The 17,874-nt window shown below is 70.7% G+C and carries 17 protein-coding genes; 6 read left to right on the plus strand and 11 right to left on the minus strand.

Annotation, left to right across the window (positions count from 1 at the left end; translation table 11 throughout):
* Positions 1–13 precede the first annotated feature (13 nt).
* Both ACFY2Q_RS20590 and ACFY2Q_RS20595 read right to left on the minus strand, forming a co-directional pair.
* A complete protein-coding gene (locus tag ACFY2Q_RS20590) occupies positions 14–1,768 on the minus strand; it encodes a thiamine pyrophosphate-binding protein (protein WP_387132470.1) in 1,755 nt (584 codons plus the stop codon).
* Positions 1,761–2,885 (minus strand): Vms1/Ankzf1 family peptidyl-tRNA hydrolase, encoded by a 1,125-nt coding sequence (locus tag ACFY2Q_RS20595; RefSeq protein ID WP_387132473.1) that lies wholly within the window; start codon positions 2,883–2,885, stop codon positions 1,761–1,763. Before ACFY2Q_RS20595 ends, ACFY2Q_RS20590 begins: the two co-directional genes overlap by 8 nt.
* Before the next feature lie 142 nt (positions 2,886–3,027).
* Between ACFY2Q_RS20595 and ACFY2Q_RS20600 the strand changes: the two genes are divergently transcribed.
* On the plus strand, positions 3,028–3,576 hold the full coding sequence (locus tag ACFY2Q_RS20600) for a hypothetical protein (protein ID WP_387132535.1): 549 nt from the start codon (positions 3,028–3,030) through the stop codon (positions 3,574–3,576).
* Between the two features lie 59 nt (positions 3,577–3,635).
* Here the strand turns inward: ACFY2Q_RS20600 and ACFY2Q_RS20605 are convergent, their stop codons facing one another.
* A complete protein-coding gene (locus ACFY2Q_RS20605) occupies positions 3,636–3,974 on the minus strand; it encodes a DUF3817 domain-containing protein (RefSeq protein ID WP_387132537.1) in 339 nt (112 codons plus the stop codon).
* Positions 3,975–4,155: 181 nt separating this feature from the next.
* Between ACFY2Q_RS20605 and ACFY2Q_RS20610 the strand changes: the two genes are divergently transcribed.
* Positions 4,156–5,634 (plus strand): glutamate--cysteine ligase, encoded by a 1,479-nt coding sequence (locus ACFY2Q_RS20610; protein ID WP_387132475.1) that lies wholly within the window; start codon positions 4,156–4,158, stop codon positions 5,632–5,634.
* 670 nt (positions 5,635–6,304) lie between these two features.
* Here the strand turns inward: ACFY2Q_RS20610 and ACFY2Q_RS20615 are convergent.
* The gene (locus ACFY2Q_RS20615; RefSeq protein ID WP_387132478.1) at positions 6,305–7,477 is read right to left on the minus strand and encodes a zinc-dependent alcohol dehydrogenase; all 1,173 of its coding nucleotides are present in this window, start codon (positions 7,475–7,477) and stop codon (positions 6,305–6,307) included.
* Positions 7,478–7,503: 26 nt separating this feature from the next.
* Positions 7,504–8,457 carry an SRPBCC family protein gene (locus ACFY2Q_RS20620; protein ID WP_387132481.1) on the minus strand — a complete coding sequence of 318 codons (954 nt, stop codon included), beginning with the start codon at positions 8,455–8,457 and terminating at the stop codon, positions 7,504–7,506.
* A 312-nt stretch (positions 8,458–8,769) separates the two neighbouring features.
* Here ACFY2Q_RS20620 and ACFY2Q_RS20625 point away from each other — a divergent pair, with 312 nt between their 5' ends.
* The 4 genes from ACFY2Q_RS20625 to ACFY2Q_RS20640 all read left to right on the plus strand — a co-directional run bounded on the left by ACFY2Q_RS20625 (position 8,770) and on the right by ACFY2Q_RS20640 (position 13,131).
* Complete coding sequence (locus ACFY2Q_RS20625) at positions 8,770–9,315, plus strand: sigma-70 family RNA polymerase sigma factor (protein ID WP_387132483.1); 546 nt, start codon at positions 8,770–8,772, stop codon at positions 9,313–9,315.
* Positions 9,302–10,510 (plus strand): WD40/YVTN/BNR-like repeat-containing protein, encoded by a 1,209-nt coding sequence (locus tag ACFY2Q_RS20630; protein ID WP_387132486.1) that lies wholly within the window; start codon positions 9,302–9,304, stop codon positions 10,508–10,510. Before ACFY2Q_RS20625 ends, ACFY2Q_RS20630 begins: the two co-directional genes overlap by 14 nt.
* 207 nt (positions 10,511–10,717) lie before the next feature.
* Positions 10,718–11,080 carry an SCP2 sterol-binding domain-containing protein gene (locus ACFY2Q_RS20635; protein WP_387132487.1) on the plus strand — a complete coding sequence of 121 codons (363 nt, stop codon included), beginning with the start codon at positions 10,718–10,720 and terminating at the stop codon, positions 11,078–11,080.
* Positions 11,077–13,131, plus strand: coding sequence for a glycogen debranching N-terminal domain-containing protein (locus ACFY2Q_RS20640; protein ID WP_387132489.1), 2,055 nt, complete (start codon positions 11,077–11,079; stop codon positions 13,129–13,131). The genes ACFY2Q_RS20635 and ACFY2Q_RS20640 overlap by 4 nt, the downstream gene beginning before the upstream one ends.
* A gap of 43 nt (positions 13,132–13,174) precedes the next feature.
* On the opposite strand, the gene ACFY2Q_RS20645 is transcribed toward ACFY2Q_RS20640, so the two are convergent.
* From ACFY2Q_RS20645 to ACFY2Q_RS20670, 6 genes are all read right to left on the minus strand, one after another.
* Positions 13,175–13,963: a hypothetical protein gene (locus ACFY2Q_RS20645; RefSeq protein ID WP_387132491.1), complete on the minus strand. Its 789-nt coding sequence runs from the start codon at positions 13,961–13,963 to the stop codon at positions 13,175–13,177.
* A gap of 17 nt (positions 13,964–13,980) precedes the next feature.
* Positions 13,981–14,298, minus strand: coding sequence for a hypothetical protein (locus ACFY2Q_RS20650; protein WP_387132493.1), 318 nt, complete (start codon positions 14,296–14,298; stop codon positions 13,981–13,983).
* Positions 14,295–15,050, minus strand: a complete 756-nt coding sequence (locus tag ACFY2Q_RS20655; RefSeq protein ID WP_387132495.1) for a hypothetical protein — start codon at positions 15,048–15,050, stop codon at positions 14,295–14,297. The genes ACFY2Q_RS20650 and ACFY2Q_RS20655 overlap by 4 nt, the downstream gene beginning before the upstream one ends.
* Positions 15,047–15,520, minus strand: a complete 474-nt coding sequence (locus tag ACFY2Q_RS20660; protein ID WP_387132496.1) for a hypothetical protein — start codon at positions 15,518–15,520, stop codon at positions 15,047–15,049. Before ACFY2Q_RS20660 ends, ACFY2Q_RS20655 begins: the two co-directional genes overlap by 4 nt.
* 119 nt (positions 15,521–15,639) lie before the next feature.
* On the minus strand, positions 15,640–16,263 hold the full coding sequence (locus tag ACFY2Q_RS20665; protein WP_387132498.1) for a DUF6518 family protein: 624 nt from the start codon (positions 16,261–16,263) through the stop codon (positions 15,640–15,642).
* Positions 16,264–16,343: 80 nt separating this feature from the next.
* A complete protein-coding gene (locus ACFY2Q_RS20670; protein WP_387132500.1) occupies positions 16,344–17,828 on the minus strand; it encodes a hypothetical protein in 1,485 nt (494 codons plus the stop codon).
* Positions 17,829–17,874: the final 46 nt, after the last annotated feature.

The raw sequence follows: 17,874 nt of genomic DNA on the forward strand, positions 1-17,874 counted from the left end.
CCGTTGGCTGCGCCTAGACGAGATCCTGCACGGCCACGGCCTGCTCCACCTGCTCCCGGATCCGCCGGGCCGGCTCCCCCTCGGCGTACAGGCCACGCAGGTCGGCGAAGGCCGGCTCCGGCGGGGCCAGCGGCACGGTGGCGTCGACCACCGCCTCCAGCACGCAGGGACGGTCCGCTGCCAGCGCCTCGTCCCAGGCCGCACCGACCAGTTCCGGCCGGTCCACACGAACACCGTGCAACCCCAACAACCGGGCCCAGCCGGCGTACGGCACGTCGGGGCGGCGGTCGGTCGGGTCCGCTGACACCGGCCGACCGCCGCCCATGCCGGACTGGTCACGGTTGTTGAGCACCAGCACCACAAGCCGTGGGTCGGCCCACTTCTGCCAGTGGTGCGACACCGTGATCAGCTCGGCGAGGCCGTTGAGCTGCATGGCACCGTCGCCGACAAGCGCGATCACCGGCTGGTCGGGCGCGGCGAGTTTGGCGGCCACCGCGTACGGCAGGGCGCAGCCCATCGAGCCGAGTGTGCCGCAGAGCTGCGCGTTCACCCCGGGTGGCAGGACGAGGTGCCGGGCGTACCAGAAGAGGACCGAGCCGACGTCGACCGCGACCGAACCGTCGTGCGGAAGCCGGGCGGACAGCTCCTGGAGCACCAGTTGCGGGTTTATCGGTTCGGCGGGCGCGGCGGCCCGGTCGGCAGCGGTGGCCCGCCAGCGGTCGACCCCGCCCTCCACCGTCGCCCGCCACTGCTGGTTGGGCCGGGCCGGCACCCGGGTCAGCAACGCCCGCAACGTCTCGGCGGCGTCGCCGACCAGTGGAACGTCCGCCGGGTACCGGCTGCCGATGCGGGTGCCGTCGATGTCGATCTGCACCGCTCGCACCTGGTCGGGCATCGGGAAGTAGTCGGTCCACGGGTCGTTGGTGCCGACGAGCAGCAGCGTGTCGCAGCCGCCCATCAGCTCCGCCGCGGCCGGGGTGCCGACCTCACCGAGCACGCCGGTGTGGAAGGGCAGCCGCTCATCGAGGACCGGCTTTCCCAGCAGTGACGTGGCCACCCCGGCACCCAGCCGGTCGGCCAGCTCGATGATCTCCTCGGCCGCACCGCGACCACCCTGACCGACGAGGATCGCGGTGCGCTGACCGTTGCCGAGCAGTTGCGCGGCGGCGTCGAGGTCCGCCTCGTGCGGCAGCACCCGGGCCAGCGGCTCGCCCGGCGTCGCGGTGATCACGCCCGACGGATACCCCTGCAGGCTGGGCACGAGGGCCTCCTGCAGATGCCGGGGCAGCACCACACACGTCGGGCTGCGGGTCGCCGCCGCCGTGCGGAACGCCTGGTCCAGCAACGACGCCACGGCCTCCGGGCTGCGGCCGTACTGGACGAACTGGTTGCACACGTCGCCGAAGAGCCGGCTCAACCCGATCTGCTGGTGTGCGCCGCCCAGCGGTCCGGCGATGTCCTCACCGACGATCGCCACCACTGGCTTGCTGTCCAGTTTGGCGTCGTACAGGCCGTTGAGCAGCTGCACCGCGCTCGGCCCCTGGGTGGCCAGGCAGACCCCGATGCCGCCGGTGAACTTGGCGTGCCCGGTCGCCATAAACGAGGCTGTCTCCTCGTGCCGGGCCGGGATGAACGCCGGGTCGCCCCCGGAATCGTCCAGCGCGTCGAGCAGCGGGGCGATCGCCGCACCGGGGTAGCCGAAGACACGCGGCACCCTCCAGGCGCGAAGCCGCTCCACCACGAGGTCGGCGACCCGACGCTCAGCCATTGCCGCGCCCCGGCGTGCTCTCGTCGACATAGCGCAGCACCGCGCCGACGCCGTCGGTGAGGTCGGGCGCCTCGTCCGGGCCGAGCACGGTCAGCGCCGCATCGGTGCCGACAAGTGCCCGCACCAGCGCCGCGTCGGCGCGTACCCGTTGCGGGTTGCCCACCGACATGGCGGCGAGCTGGCCCGGGTCGACGGCGATCTCGGTCGGCTCCGAGCCGATCCACAGCTCGCCGTTGGCCGACGGGTCGTCCACGATCAGCATCGTGTCGACCTGGTTGCGTTGCAGCGCCGAGACGACCGCGTCGAGGCCGGCGCCCACGTCCTCCTGGACGCCGAACTTGTCCAGCGCGGCCGTGATCCGCTGGTCGGCGACCTCCGCGATGGTCTGCACCGTGAGGTCGTCAAGCAGGGTCTGGTCCGCCCCGGCGGCCCGCGAGCCCGCGTCGGTACGCACCATGACGTCCTGCCAGCGCTCGGGCATCTGTGCGGCGATCATCCCGGTTGCCCGGATATCACCGGCGACGACCACCACCTCCGCGCCGACCTTCTCGGCGAGTTCCACTGTCGCCGCCGTGACGTCGCCCGCGTTGTGGTGCCACGCCTCCATGGCGGCTCGCTGATAGTGCGACTGGGACCAGCCACCCGGGTGCACGCGGCGCAGCGGGAAGGAATCCCGGCTGGCGACCTGCGCCCGCCGGGGTACCCCGCCGGCGCTGATCGCGATCGCGTCCGCGCCGGCGCGGTCGGCCAGCACCCGTACCCAGGCCACCTGTTCACCCCGCTGGGCGAGCAGTGGCATCACGTGCGGCAACGGCCCAAAACTCGCCAGGTCGCGCAGCGGTGGCGCGGAGAGATACTCGGAGAGCACCACTCGACCGTGGCTTGCGAAGACCGCCAGGCCGTAGTCCCCGGCCATCGGATCGTGGCCCCGGATCACCCGGTCCAACGCGGCGATGCTCGCCTCGTCCGCCCCCTGTTCGGCCAGGCTGCGTTCCAAGGCACGCCAGCGCAGGTCCAGTGCGGGGTGGGCGTCCTCCGTGTCCGCGGAGGCGTCCAGATACACCGAGCACCACGGCCCGGGTCGGTCGTAGAGCGGGCGCAGGAAGGACAGCTGCATGCTCGACCCCTTTCCAGCTCGACCCCCCGCTTACCCGGGTCGCCCGGGATGTCACCTCGCAGCCGTGAGCCCGTGACCAGGTTTCATTCACGTCGTTCAACCGAGGATGTCTATACGATGAGTGAACACACGCGGACTCTCGGTGGTGGAAATGGACAGCGGGCTCCACACCCGTCGGATCGTGCACCCGACGGAGCGAATCGTCACCGGGCGGTTGGTCCGCCTCCTCGACGGCTACACCCGTGAGGTACGCGTCGGTCAACCGGTGCTGGTCGCGGTGCTCACGGCGGCGGCGTTCGCCCGGCTGCCCGCCCTGCTGCTGCGCGCGCTCTTCTCGTTCGGCGGTGGCGGCACCCGTCGCCGCTGGAAGCAGCTGAAGCAGGGCCCGGAATACCTGGTCACGCCTGTGCGACTACGCAACACCGCCGGCCAGCTCTGTGAGGTGGAGCTGCACGGGCATCTGCCGCAGAGCGCCCTGCACCCGGCCGACGACGTCCAGCTCACCCTGCGTCCGCAACGCGACCCGGAGCTGCCACCTCGGATCGAGCGGATCGTCAACCTCACCACCGGGCAGTTGCTCACTCCGCGTACCGCGACGCTCTGGTCGCACCTCGGCCCGCCGCTGTTGTTGCAGGCCGTGGTGGGCGCGCTGCTGCTCGCCGGCGTGGTGGCCTGCTCCGCGCTGACCTGACCGCCGGGCGGCGTGGCCGCGCCGGGCCGGGCCGGGGGCGAGATATGGGTACGGGAGGGTCAGGCGACCGGGGCGGGCTCGCGGGTCGGACGATCGGCGGTGCCGAGCATGCCCCGACGGAGCGCCCACCGCTCGAAGATCAGGGTGGCGAACGGCGGAACAGCACAGGCCAACGCGACGAGGGTGGCCGGGATGCTCCAGCGGTGCAGGCGGGCCACAGCGAGCACCAGCAGCCCGTACGCGACGAACAGGCCGCCGTGGATCGGGCCGAAGATCTTGACGCCCAGCTCGTTGTCCGGCGGGCCGTACTTGACCGCCATGCCGATCAGCAGAGCCAGCCAGGAGCACGCCTCGGCGATCGCCGCCGCGACGAACAGTCGGGTCACCTTTTCGCGCATCCCCACGCCACCACCTCTCGGGCGGCAATGCTAGCGGTGCGGGTCGGTCAATCCCGCACGGACCACGCGGACGCGACAGGGATCACCCGGCCCGCCAGTGGGTAGGAAAGGCGCGTCGGGTCTTCCCCCGCCCGCGCAGCCGTGCAAGGTTAGGGGAACCAGCGGTGACAGGGTGGTGACCATGGGCGAAGATGTCGGCGTACGCACCTTCAGTCGTGAGGATCGGGCCCGCTACCGCGAGAAGGTCCGCAACTGCCTGGACGTCTTCGCCGAGATGCTGCGCGAGTCGCGGTTCGACATCGACCGGCCGATGACCGGGCTGGAGATCGAGTTGAATCTCGTCGACGAGGCGTCGAACCCGGCGATGCGCAACGCCGACGTGCTGGAGGCCATCGCCGACCCGCACTTCCAGACAGAGTTGGGCCAGTTCAACATCGAGATCAACGTGCCGCCGCGCCGGCTCACCGGCACCGGCACGGCCAGTTTCGAGGAGCACGTGCGGGCCAGCCTCAACGCCGCGGAGGAGAAGGCGCGGGCTGTCGGCGCGCACATGGTCATGATCGGCATTCTGCCGACGTTGCGGCCCGAGCACCTGACCGCCGAGACGCTCTCGGCGAACCCCCGCTACAAGCTGCTCAACGAGCAGATCTTCGCCGCCCGGGGCGAGGACCTGCCGATCAGCATCAGCGGTGTGGAGCGGCTGTCGGTCACCGCCGACACGATCACCCCCGAGGCGGCCTGCACCAGCACCCAGTTCCACCTCCAGGTCAGCCCAGCCCAGTTCGCCGACTATTGGAACGCCGCGCAGGCCGTCGCAGGCGTCCAGGTGGCGCTCGGCGCGAACTCGCCGCTGCTCTTCGGCCGGGAGTTGTGGCGCGAGACCCGCATCCCGCTGTTCCAGCAGGCCACCGACACCAGGCCGGAGGAGATAAAAGCCCAGGGGGTACGACCCCGAGTCTGGTTCGGCGAACGCTGGATCACCACCGTGTTCGACCTGTTCGAGGAGAACGTACGTTACTTCCCGGCGCTGCTGCCGGTGTGCGACCCGCAGGACCCGGCGCAGACCCTCGCGGCCGGCGAGGTGCCCAACCTGGCCGAGTTGCGGCTGCACAACGGCACGATCTACCGCTGGAACCGCCCGGTGTACGACGTGTCGCGCGGCCGCCCGCACCTGCGTGTGGAAAATCGAGTGCTGCCCGCCGGGCCGACAGTCGTCGACACCATCGCCAACGGCGCCTTCTACTTCGGGTTGGTCCGGGCCCTTGCCGAATCGGACCGGCCGCTGTGGTCGCAGATGTCGTTCAGCGCCGCCGAGGAGAACTTCACCAGCTGCGCCCGCTACGGCATCGACGCGCAGGTCTTCTGGCCGGGCCTGGGCTACCTGCCGGTCACCGAGCTGGTGCTGCGCCGACTGTTGCCGATGGCGCACCACGGCCTGGACCGCTGGGGGCTCGACCCAGCCGAGCGCGACCGGCTGCTGGGCATCATCGAGCAGCGCTGCCTTACTGGTCGCAACGGGGCGAGCTGGCAGGTCGAGACACTGCATCGACTGGAGTCCGCCGACCACCTGGACCGGCCGGAGGCGCTCCGCGAGGTGGTCCGCCACTACGTGACGCTGATGCACAGCAACCGCCCGGTCCACGAGTGGCCAATCCCGTAACCGCCACAACTCCCCCAACAACCCAGGTCCCGGCGCCCGCGAGGCACGGACGGCACGCGGGCGGCGCGGACGGGACGGCGTGCACGAGGGCGGCGCAGCGTGCACGAGGGCGGCGCAGCGTGCACGAGGGCGGCGCAGCGTGCACGAGGGCGGCGCAGCGTGCACGAGGGCGGCGCAGCGTGCACGAGGCGCAGCGTGCACGAGGCCAGCGAGGGCGGGCGGGTGCTGCTCGGTTCCTTTGGAGCTGAACCGTTTGCGACATCACATCAACGGCGGCAGCCCACGCGTCGCGGCAGCGGACCCACCCACCACGCACCCAGGCGACTCTGGAGCTGAACTGTTTGCGACATCACTCCCGCGCTCGCCGGCCCCAGCTCGCCCGGCAGCAGCTCGCCCGGCAGCAGACTCACCCACAGCGCACAGGTAGCTGAATCGTCTACGGCATCAGCTCCAAAGGATGCGCATCCGACCCGCCAGCCACCACAACCAGTCCGCCGGCCCACACCCCGGACCACCCGATACTCCTACGACATCAGCTCCAAAGGCTGTGCGCGGGCAGGGTTGGTGGACATGCGAGATCGACACGGGATCGGCGATATCGCGGTGTCCCGTTGAGGCGGATACCCCGATGTCGCCGAAACGGAGTCGATCATCGCTGCGGTCCTGGCTGTCAGACCTTGAGCAGCACCTTCGTACAGTCGTCCTGCTTCTTCTGGAAGATTTTGTAGCCCTTCGGGGCGTCGCGCAGCGGCATCCGGTGGCTCACGACGAAACTCGGGTCGATCTCGCCGCGCTGCATGCGTTCCAGCAGCGGCCGGGTGTAGCGCTGGACGTGGCACTGGCCGGTGCGCATGGTCAGCGACCGGTTCATGAACGCGCCCATCGGGAACTTGTCGACGACGCCCCCGTACGCGCCGATGACCGAGACCACCCCGCCGGAGCGGCAGGCCAGGATCGCCTCGCGCAGCGCGAACGGCCGTTCCGTCTCGGTCCGGGTGGCCTGCTTGGCCCTGTCGTACGCGTAGATGGCGGCGTTTCCGTGGTGGCCCTCCAGGCCTACCGCGTCGATGCACGCGTCGGGCCCTCGGCCGGCGGTCATCTCGTTGAGGGTGTCCAGCACGTCGGCGTGCTCGTAGTTGATCGTCTCGGCGCCGGCGTGCTCCTCGGCGAGCCGCAGGCGGTACGGGAGTCGGTCGATGACGATCACCCGTTCGGCGCCGAGCAGCCGGGCGCTTGCCGCTGCGAGCAGCCCGACCGGCCCCGCGCCCCAGACCGCGATGACCTGCCCGGGTTTGATGTCGCACATCTCGGCGCCCATGTAGCCGGTCGGGAACACGTCGGCGAGCAGGACCGCCTGGTCGTCGGGGACCTCGTCGGGCACCTTGAGCGGGCCGACGTCGGCGAACGGCACGCGGGCGTACTCGGCCTGGCCGCCCGCGTACCCGCCGAGCAGGTGGGAGTACCCGAAGATGCCGGCCGGTGAGTGGCCCATGACCTGCTCGGCGACGCCGGCGTTGGGGTTGGAGTTCTCGCAGACCGAGTAGAGGCCGCGCTGACAGGACGAGCAGTGCCCGCAGGCGATCGGGAAGGGCACCACCACCCGGTCGCCGGGGGCGAGGTTGCGCACCTGCGGCCCGACCTCGACGACCTCGCCCATGAACTCGTGGCCGAGGATGTCGCCCTTGCGCATCGCGGGGATGTAGCCGTGATAGAGGTGCAGGTCGGAGCCGCAGATCGCGGTGGTGCTGATCTTCACGATCGCGTCCCGCGCATTCATGATCTTCGGTTCGGGTACGTCGATCACCTTGACGCGGTCGGTGCCCATCCAGGCGGTGGCCTTCATGCGGAGTCCTCTGTGGTGGGTCGTGGTCAGCGGCGGGTGTCGGGCAGCGGTTGGGCCGGGCGCTGCATGACCTGCTGGCGCACGGAGATGCCGTTGGGGCTGCCATCGGAGCGGACCACCTCGCCCGCCTCCAGCATCTGCTTGAACCGGCGCAGGTCGTCGCGGACCTGCTGCTCGGGTTCCTCGCCGAAGAGCTTCGCCACGGCGCGGCCGAGCGACCCGGCGGGTGGCGCGTAGCCGAGCTGGACGCGTACCTCGGTGCCCCTGTCGCCCGGCGCGGGCAGGAAGCGGACGCGACCGGCGTTTGGCACTCGGGCGCCGGGCAGCGACCGCCAGGCGATGGACCGGTTGGGCTTGTCGTCGACGATCTCGGCGTCCCACTCGATGTGCCGGCCGGCGGGGCCGCGGGCGATCCAGTGCGAGCGGCGCAGGTCGTCGGCGCGCACCGACTCAAGGTGCGCCATGAACCGGGGCAGGTTCTCCAGATCACGCCAGAACCGGTACGCCTCGGCGGGCGAGCGGTTGACGGTGACGCCGAGACTGACCCGGATCATGCGGTCGCGGGCTCGGCGGGCGCGGGTCGCGGCGATGGCGACGGCCAGGTCGACGGCGGTGATGCCGGCGATCACGGCGGTGGTAAGCGCGAGCCGTCGACGGCGCTCGCCGCGCCGGTCTGCCAGCGCCCGACCGAGCAGCGTCAGGTCCATGGCGTCGCCGGCCACCCGGGTCCACACCCAGCCGCCGGGGTGGCGGCCGGCGAGCAGGGCGGCGCCGTGCGAGAGTTCCCGCAGGCCGACGGCCCGGATGACCGCCACCGCCGCCGGGGAGTCGTCGACCCCGGTGAGGCGGGCCAGCGGCACGGGTTCGACAAGCGCGCCGACGCCGAGCGCGAGGCTGAGCCCGCCCAGCGCCCGCGGCAGCGCCTTACCCGGCTCCGCCCTCTCCAGTTCCGGCAGGCGTACCCCGTCGACACGATCCACGTCCGGCCCCTTCCGCTCGGCGGACCGCCGTCGTCGCGGCGGCACGGGCGGTGCATCCGCCACCGTGACGCTATGCCGTAGTCCCGCCTCCGGTGTCCGTTTCTGCCCAGAACGTCTCTCGGCCCTGGCGCGGAGACGTTCTGGGCAGAAACGCGGCGACCCCCGTGCCTGTCGGACGGGCCCCCGTCGTGGTCGACTTCGACCTGGGCTCATCCGAAAGGTCCGGCGGCCGCGCGCGTCGTCATATCCTGACCGGCCACTGGAACCTTCTTCCCAGCCCGTTGGTGGGAGTGGTGGAGAAGGGAGGTGACGGTGTCGGACGGCGATCTGATCTCCGAGCTTTACGCCGGCTGTTTCCGACGGCTGGTGGTCCAGTTGTACGCGGTGACCGGTGACCTGAACGAGGCGCAGGAGGCGGTCCAGGAAGCGTTCACCCGGGCACTGGTGTCGCCACGGCGGTTCGCCGGGCTGGAGAACCCGGAGGCGTGGCTGCGCAGGGTCGCGGTGAACTGGGCCCGCAGCCGGTACCGCCGCCGCCGCGTGCTCGACGGCCTGCTGCGCCGCATCGGCCCGCCGCCGGCCGTCGCCGACCGCTCCCCGGACCACCTCGCCCTGCTCGCCGCCCTGCGCGTACTGCCCGAGGGGCAGCGGCACGCCCTGGCGCTGCATTACCTGGTCGACCTGCCGGTGGACGAGGTCGCCGCCACGTTGGGTGTCTCGGCTGGAACGGTGAAGTCCCGGCTGTCTCGGGGACGGAACGCCCTGGCGGCGCTGCTCGCCGAAACCGAGAGAGCCGAACCCGAGAAAGCTGCCGACACCGACACCACGGAAACCGGGAGGATCGATGTCCGGTCGTGAGTTCTCCGGATTCGACGTGGACGTTGTCGCCGAGGCCGTCCGGCAGCCGCCCGTCGAAGAGCTGCGATCCGCGGCCCGGTCCCGCCGACACCGGTCGATCGCGATGGTAGCGGTCGCCCTTGTCGCGCTGTCCGGTATCGCTGTCGTACCGCTGGTGGGCGAGCCAGACCGGGCCGCCCCAGTCGATCCGGCGAAACCGTCGCCCGCGCAGTTCAGGGAACTCACACTGACCGGGCCCGATTCCGGGGTCGACGTGCGGCAGGACGGTTGCGTCCTGCACTTCACGTACACCGGCGACGGCGGCCGGAGCTGGTCGGACTGGGACGCGGCGCGCTTCGAGGGCACGAGATGTACGGCCGGTTCCACCACCGCGACGCTGGGCAGCAGCCTTGACTTCTCCGTACTCGGTGAGCGGTCCTACCTGGTCACGGACTCAGGGCTGCCCCGCCTCTCCACCGACTACGGCCGTACCTGGCGGGACGGAAACTCCGCGATCGTCGCCGTACCCACGTTCCCGGCGACGGCCCGACCCGTCCTCTGCGGGTTCGGCTGTGGACCGTTGGCGGAGCCGCTGGCGGTGGACCCGTCGAGTGGAACGGTGTATCGGCTCACCGCCAAGGCGCCCTCCTGGCGTCCACTGTTCAGCCTCTACCCGGCAGCAGACGGCAGCATCTGGGCGATCTACCAGATGGGAGGCGCCTCGGGATCGACGGTGGCCCGCAGCGTCGACCGGGGCGCTACCTGGACCACCTGGGAGGTGGGAGACGACGCGCGCGCTGTGTCGGTGGTCGGGCTCAACGACCGGGAGGGGTACCTGCTGGTCGCCCCGCGGGAGACTTCCGGTGGGGTGAAGCTCCTGAGGACCACGGACGGTGCGAAGACGTGGACGGACACCGGCGCCGACCTGCCGGCGGAGACATACTACGACCTCACTGTCGGGTCGGACGGATCCCTACTGGTGATCACCCCGGGCGGGGGTACCGAGCCTGAACGGCGCGCGAAGCTCCTGGTCAGCCGGGACAGCGGGCGGCATTTCACGGTCGCGCGGGAGTACGGCCGGCTCGTCGGCTCGGTCAGCGTCGCGCCCGGCTACGCCTGGCTCTTCGGGCGCGACGACGGGTCGACTGGAGAGCCTGACCACGCCCTGGTCACCACCGACGGGATCACTTGGTCGCGCGTCACGCTCGCGCCGTGAGCCGTGGGCGGTGCGGCCACCGCCTCGACCTGGGTCACGGACACGGCCGGCGGAATCTTCGTCGTGAACACCCGGACGTCGACGTACCGACCGGCACGGAGATCCGCATTGAGGTGTCCGTCCGGGCGGGGTGCGGGACGCCCGAGGTTAGCGGCCGCGCACAGCGGGTAGCCGATCTGCTCTCCTACCAGCGCCTGCGGAGGTCGGATGACGGCGACCAGTGCCTTCTTCGAGCGGTTGACAGCGGGCGGCCACGATCCGCGATTCAACAAGGTTCGGGGCAGCGTCCGGTTCGACATCCGGGACGGTGATCGGGTGCAGCAGTGGCTGCTGACAATTGATCGCGGCGATCTGCGCGTCACGCGGGCCGCCGATCCCGCCGGAACTGTCATCCGAGTGTCCGCGCAGGTCGCCGACGCGATGGCGCGGGGTGAGGTGAACGGTCTGGCGGCGATCACCCGTGGCGAGATCCTTGTCGACGGTGACCTCGCCCTGGCGTTGCGGGTCGGCCGGCTGTTCCCGTCGGCGTCCGACCCCGGTGGCCCGCCGACGACGAAGCACACCTCGTGAGGGACGTCCCGGGCACCGTGTCGTGCCTCGACGGCAACACATTCATCGTGTCGGACGCCAGCGGCGACGTGGAGTCGTCGTCCAGCGCGCCGGTGGGGCTGTTCGCCGCCGACACGCGTTATCTGTCCCGCTGGGTGCTCACCATCAACGGGGAGCGGTTGACAGCGCTGTCGGTGGACGACAGCAAGTACTACGAGGTCACGTTCTTCGTCGTGCCGGGCGGGGCGGTCGACTACGTGCAGGCGGACGTGTCGGCGATCCGGCGGCGACGGATCGGCCCGGATCTGACCGAGTCGCTGACGATCTTCAACTACGGCGACAAGGACCTCGACCTGGATGTACGCCTCGAGGTGGCCGCCGACTTCGCCGACATCTTCGAGATCAAGTTCGACCTCCACGACAAGGTGGGCTGCCACTACACCGAGATCGAGCCGACCGAGTTGCGGCTGGGCTACCGCCGTGGCACGTTCCGCCGCGAGGTTTCCGTGACGGCGAGTGAACCGGCCACCTTCGACCCGCACGGGCTGCGGTTCACGGTGCGGCTGCGCCCCAACGAGCAGTGGTCAAGCCGGTTGCACCTGGTCATGCGGGCGATGCGCCCCGACGGTGTCGACCTCCGGGCCGCCGTGCGGGCGTTGCGGCCGGATGATTCCACCCTGCCCGAGAGCGTACGGGAGTGGGTCGCGCAGGCCCCGGAGCTGGACACCGACAGCGTCCCGGTCCAGCAGGTGTACGAGCGCAGCCTTGTGGACCTGGCGGCGCTGCGGTTCGCCCCGCTCTCGCTCGGCGGCGCCGCCGTACCCGCGGCCGGGCTGCCCTGGTTCATGACCCTGTTCGGCCGCGACAGCCTGCTGACCTGCCTACAGACACTGGCCGTCACGCCGTCGCTGACCCCGCCGACGCTGCGGATCCTCGCCTCGCTCCAGGGTGCCCGCAGAGACGACCTGCTGGAGGAGGACCCCGGTCGGATCCTGCACGAGTTGCGCTACGGGGAGTCGGCGGCGTTCGAGGAGCAGCCACACTCCCCCTACTACGGCACCGTCGACGCGTCACCGCTGTTCGTGGTGCTGCTCGACGAGTACGAGCGGTGGAGCGGCGACACGGCGCTCGTGGTCGAGTTGGAGCAGGAGGCCCGTGCGGCCCTGGAGTGGATCGACAGGTACGCGGACCTGACGGGGACCGGCTACATCTCCTACGAGCGGCGCAACCGCGTCACCGGCCTGGAGAACCAGTGCTGGAAGGACTCCTGGGACAGCATCTCGTACGTCGACGGGAGGCTGCCGGGCTTCCCGAGGGCGACATGCGAAACCCAGGGGTACGCCTACGACGCCAAGATCCGAGGTGCGCGCCTCGCGCGTACCGTCTGGGGTGACCCGGACTACGCCGACCGGCTGGAACGCGAGGCGGCGGCCCTGTACGACCGCTTCAACAGGGATTTCTGGCTCGACGACAGGGGCTACTACGCGCTGGCGCTCGACGGCGACGGGACTCCCGTGGACAGCCTGTCGTCGAACATCGGGCATCTGCTGTGGAGTGGCATCGTGCCGCCGGAGCGAGCCCCGAGCGTCGTGGAGCACCTGATGGGGCCGGCGCTGTTCTCCGGTTGGGGGGTACGCACCTTCGCCGAGGGGCAGGGCCGTTACAACCCGCTCGGCTACCACAACGGCACTGTGTGGCCGTTCGACAACTCGTTCATCGCGTGGGGTCTGCGCCGGTACGGCTTCCGCGCCGAGGCGAGTCGCATCGCGGAGGGGATCTTCTCCGCCGCCACCTACTTCCAGGGGCGGCTGCCGGAGGCGTTCGGCGGGTACGACCGTCACACCACCCGGTACCCGGTCCGGTACCCGACGGCCGGCAGCCCGCAGGCCTGGTCCAGTGGCGCGTGCATGCTGCTCATCCGCACGATGCTCGGCATCTCGCCGCACGAGGACCACCTCGCCGTGGAGCCGGCGTTGCCGTCCGTCTTCGGTCGGATCGCGCTGCTGGACATTCCGGGCCGCTGGGGCCGGGTGGACGCCTTCGCCCGCCAGCGTCCCGAACGGTCCGGCTGAGGGCCGGTGGTGCTGGTGACGACGGTGACGCCGGCCGGCGTGGTCAGGGCTTGAGGGACCAGTCGGCGTCGCCGTCTTTGACTGTGGCGTCGCTGAAGTGCCCGGGGGCGGCGTCCGGCCACTTGCCGCCGGGAAAGGCGCTGGCGTCGATCGCTTCGCCGTGCAGCATCACCATCTGGCTGGCCTGCGCACCGAGCACGGCCATCAGCGTGCTGACCGCCGCGATGATCATTCCGGTGTTGACGGCGGCTTCCTCGACGATGAGGGCGGCGCCGGCCCAGGAGAAGACCACACTGCCCAGGGCCGCCAGCGCGGCGATTGTCGCGATGATGAACTTGGTCAGGATGACGGCGAGCGCCACGTAGAAGGCAAGGCCGGCCACCGCGCAGGTGTTCAGGGCGGTGGCGGTCTTGTCGGCGATGACTCCGATCCGGGCTGCGGCCTCGGACTGGGGCTTGATCTGCTTGATGTACGACTCGGCGGCCTGCCCGTTCCACACGCGGGCCACGCCGAGTTGTTCCGGCTTGAGTTCGCCGGCCACGCCTGTGGCGAGCCCTCGCAGGCCCTGCCACTCCGATGCGGTGAAGAAGAACGTCACCGGCGCGGCGGCGCCTTTGAGCAGTTCAGCGATCTTGTCCAGGATCGCCGAGCCGAGTTCGAGGAGCTTGTTGCCCACCCAGACCAGGCGATCGGCGATGCCCTGGGTGATGAACCACCGATCGGCGGCCCTGCGGATCGTCGGATCGACCTTGTCGAGCTTGTCCGAGAGGTCCGTCATCTTGGACGAGAGTTTGTCCATCGTGGCTTCGTACTGGGCGAGGCTGAATGACATCCGGATCGATCCCCAGGTCAGTAAAGGTTGTTGAGCTGGTGGGCGTTGTTCGCCTCTTCGGCGTCGTAGGTGTCAGCGACTTTGCGCAGCGTGGTGGCGATCTCGGTCATCCGCTGCTGGCCCTCCCGGCAGCGGGCGGTGATCTGGTCGGCCGCCTCGTCGTACGGCGTCACGATGAGTTGGAAGAGGCCGGCCTCCAGCGCGGTCATCCGCAGCCCTTCGGCCATGCTGGTGATGACCGCCATCTGGTCGCTGTGCCGCAGCCACATGCCCGCCTCGACGCGCAGCGTGTCGGTGGCGACCTCGACGTCCTTCTTGCTGGGGGGCGGCGTCATGTCTGGTCCTTCGCGGATTGAGCCGATCGTTGCAGTTCGTTGAGGGTTGCCAGGGTCTCGACGAACAGTTGGTCCAGCTCGCTGGTGCCGGCTGCCTGTCGGGTCGCGTCGGCCAGGTCGGCGCGGGCCGCCGCGACGGCCTCGGTAAGCGCGGCGGTCAGGTCGGCGCCGCCCTGCGTGTCCAACCAGTACGGCTCCGCCTCGCACGACAGCAGACCGGCCCGGGAGACGGTGACGACTATCTGGCGGGAGGCGTCCGTGCCGGTGCCGGTGACGGCGATCGGTGACAGTGCGGCGTACTCGTCGATGTTGTCGGCGGCACGCAGCACGTCTTCGACAAGTTCGTCGAGCGGGCGGGGCTGCGCGCGGTCCACCTGCTCCCGCATGTCGGCGGGCAGCGGGTCGGCGGGTGCCACAGGCCCGGGCTCGGCGAAGGGCCGGTCGGCTCCTGGGTCTGCCCCGGCGTCGGGCAGCGCCTCGGAGACCGCGGCCATCCGCTCGACGGCAGCCGCCTCACAGGCCTCCAGCACCGCCGCTGTCAGCTGCTCAGCGGCGAGTCGCCGCCGCCAGCCCGTCGCCACCGCGATGGATTCCGTCGATCCGTCGGCGCCCAGCACCACCTGAACGGTGCCTGTGGCATCGGTGGCCACCACCTGCTCCGGCGCGCTCGCCTGAGCGTCGGTCAGGATGCCCTGGAGGTCGAGGGCGTAGCTTCGCAGTTGCTGAAAGGACCGGAGGATGTCGTCGGTCACGAACGATCCTCTCGTAGCTGCTCGAACCGCTCCCGCAACCGGTCGCCACCGGCCGTCGCGCCCACCCGGACCACCTGCCGGGCCACCGCCGCCATGGCCGCCGCACCCACCACGAGCAGCACGCCCAGGAGGACATCGGTGCTCGCCTCCGCCGTTGCCAGGCAGCCGATCCCGAGCACGACAACGAGGAGCGCGAACGCGAGAAGCGGCCCGGCGACGGTCCACCGGCGACCGCGCGACCACTGCCGCGCCCCGTACCAGACGACTACCGACACGACCGCGCCGACCGCCGTCAGCGCCAGCGCGACGAGCAGCACCGTCAGCGAGAGCGCCCGGCCGAACACCGCCTGGCCCGCCGCGTCGGGCGACCGGAGCCACGCGTAGAGGGCCGGCGCGACGCAGAACGCGGCGACGAGCCCCCATACCGGGCCCGCGTCCCGCCCACGCGGGCCGGTCAGTCCTTCACTCATGGTCAGCGAGCGTATCGGTTCATGTCTCAACCGTCAGGTCCAGCCAAGGTCACTGATGGACATCAAGTAGCCGCCGGACTGCCGGAGCACGCGAAACACCGGGCCGGCGCGGTCCCGTGCTATGAGAGGGCCCCGCCGGCCACCGCGAAGGCCACCAGGATCGCGCCGGCCAGCGGGACGGCCACAGCGACGGCGAGCGCCCGCCGACGGTTCGACCCGCCGGTCAGCGCAACGATCAGCAGGCCCAGCGCGAGGTCGATGGCGACGTTCCACCACGCGCCGGAGGAGTAGTCGGGGTCGTTGGCCTTGCCGGCGAACCGGGCCGCCTCCTCGAAGAACACGGCTGCCGGCAGCGCGACCCCGACCACCTGCCGCCAACCCGTGCCCCGCGCCCAGGTGCCCGCGGTGCCGAAGACCACCCCGGCGAGCACGCCGAAGAACATCCAGACCAGCGACGACGGCGCCCAGAGCACCGCGAGGTCGTCGCCTTGCAGGAGTGCCGCCGCGAGGTAGTAGCTGGGTACGGCGACGACGAGCAGAACTGTGGCACCGATCGCGGCGCGTAGCCAGCCGGACCGCACCCAGTATCCGAAGAGGAAGGCGGCAACCGCCCAGGTCGCTGTGGAGTTGCCGAGTTCGGCGACGGGGAACGGCAACCATTTGATCCAGCAGAAGTCCAGGACGCCGAGCAGGAAGCCGCCCACCACGGAGGCGAGCGCCACCGTCCGATCACCAGGTCGCATGGCAGCAGAGCATACCGAGTATGCCCGCTGCCTCCCCGACGGCCCTACTCGATCCGGAACGTCGTCCGACCCCGGGTTCGCTACACCGCCTTGAGTGCCGCCCTGATCGCGGCGTTGAGGGTCTGCTCCACTCCGGCGGGCGAATCCGTGGTCGGCTTCCCCCTGAAGTGACCCGGCCAGCCGTAGACAGTCATCGAGCCGCCGGCGATGCCCGGAAAGTCACCCGCGATGCCCCCGGCATACGTGATCGGTCGACGGAGCACCTCGTCGTTGGGCACGTACGCGGGCACCTCGTTGGCGTAGCCGGCGACCAGCACCTGACTCGACGTGCCGCCGTATCGCTCCCGGGCGTCGACGGCGTAGCCGGACACGATCTCGCCGCCGGCCAGCAGCATCCGGAGGCCGGGGCTGCCGGTGAACCTCCACGCCTGGATGGGCAGGGGAATCGACGTCGCGAATGTGCCGGCCTCGGCCTGCGCGATCATCTGGTGCGCGTGCCTGCGGTAGAAGCCGGGCAGGCCAGCGTTGGTCAGGCGCGCGGTGTGCGCCTCGGTCATCCGCGTGAGGTTGTCGTCGGTGAGTGTCACGTCCAGCGGCAGGTCCACCTCGCGGTAGTGGGTCGCCGTCGGGCCGACGATCGGCCGGCCCGGCCGTGTCATCGCGTCCGTGACGACCTGCGCGAGTTCATTGCCCCGCCGGGTGCGCTGCTCCCAGTTCCGCGCGCCGATGGGGTCCTGGTCGCCGGCCGGCCCGAGGAGGAACTGGGCGAACACGCCTGTCGTCTGCTCGATCTGGGAGATCGCGTACCCCGGGTAGTCGGGGTCGAACATGGTCTGGGACCCGGCCGTCACCGGGTGACATCCATAGCTGAACAGCACGGCCAGGGGCTCGCCGCGCGGGGTGCGGGCGGTCAGGACGGGCACGTCCGACTCGACGTGCGGCAGCTCTTCCCGGTTGTAGGAGAAGTGCTGGTCGACGACCTGGTAGTCGAGGGTGCAGGCCTGGCGTGGGCCGCGCAGCGTGTCGCGGACCAGTCGCACGATCTGGGCGGCCAACCAGTCGCTGTAGGTACGCACCTGCGCCTGCTGGTCGGCGTCCATCCCGTACGCGATGAACGGATCGGGCTTGTCGCTGAGCACGGGACCGTTGTGCGTGTGGATGGCGGTCAGCGCGACGTTCTCCGACGCCAGCCCGAGGCCGAGCACCCGGCGGCGGATCGACTGGTGCAGGCCGCGTGCGAATCCGAGGACGTCGGCGCTGACGAGGACGTGCGGCTCTCCCGCGTACCACCAGATGGTGCACCGCGCGAACAGCGCGGCGGCGGTCCCGGCGGACAGGCGTGGCGCGTCCGCGACGTAGCCGGCCAGGTAGGTGCCGGCGGGCGGAGTGATGTCGACCTTGCCGACCGACAGTTCGGTGCCCGCCGCCGGTGCGGAGCTGCCGACGAGGCCCTGACCCAGCAGCGACGCGGCGACGACGGAACCGCCGAGGAGCAGGCGACGTCGGCGGACGGTCAGTCGAGGACCTTTCGCGTCATCCGGGTTCTCGGTGGACCGCATGATCATCCGGCAACGCTCTCCCCCGTGAGTCGCCGACACGAGACCGTCCAAC

The organism is Micromonospora sp. NPDC000316 (assembly GCF_042898885.1).
GTDB lineage: Bacteria > Actinomycetota > Actinomycetes > Mycobacteriales > Micromonosporaceae > Micromonospora.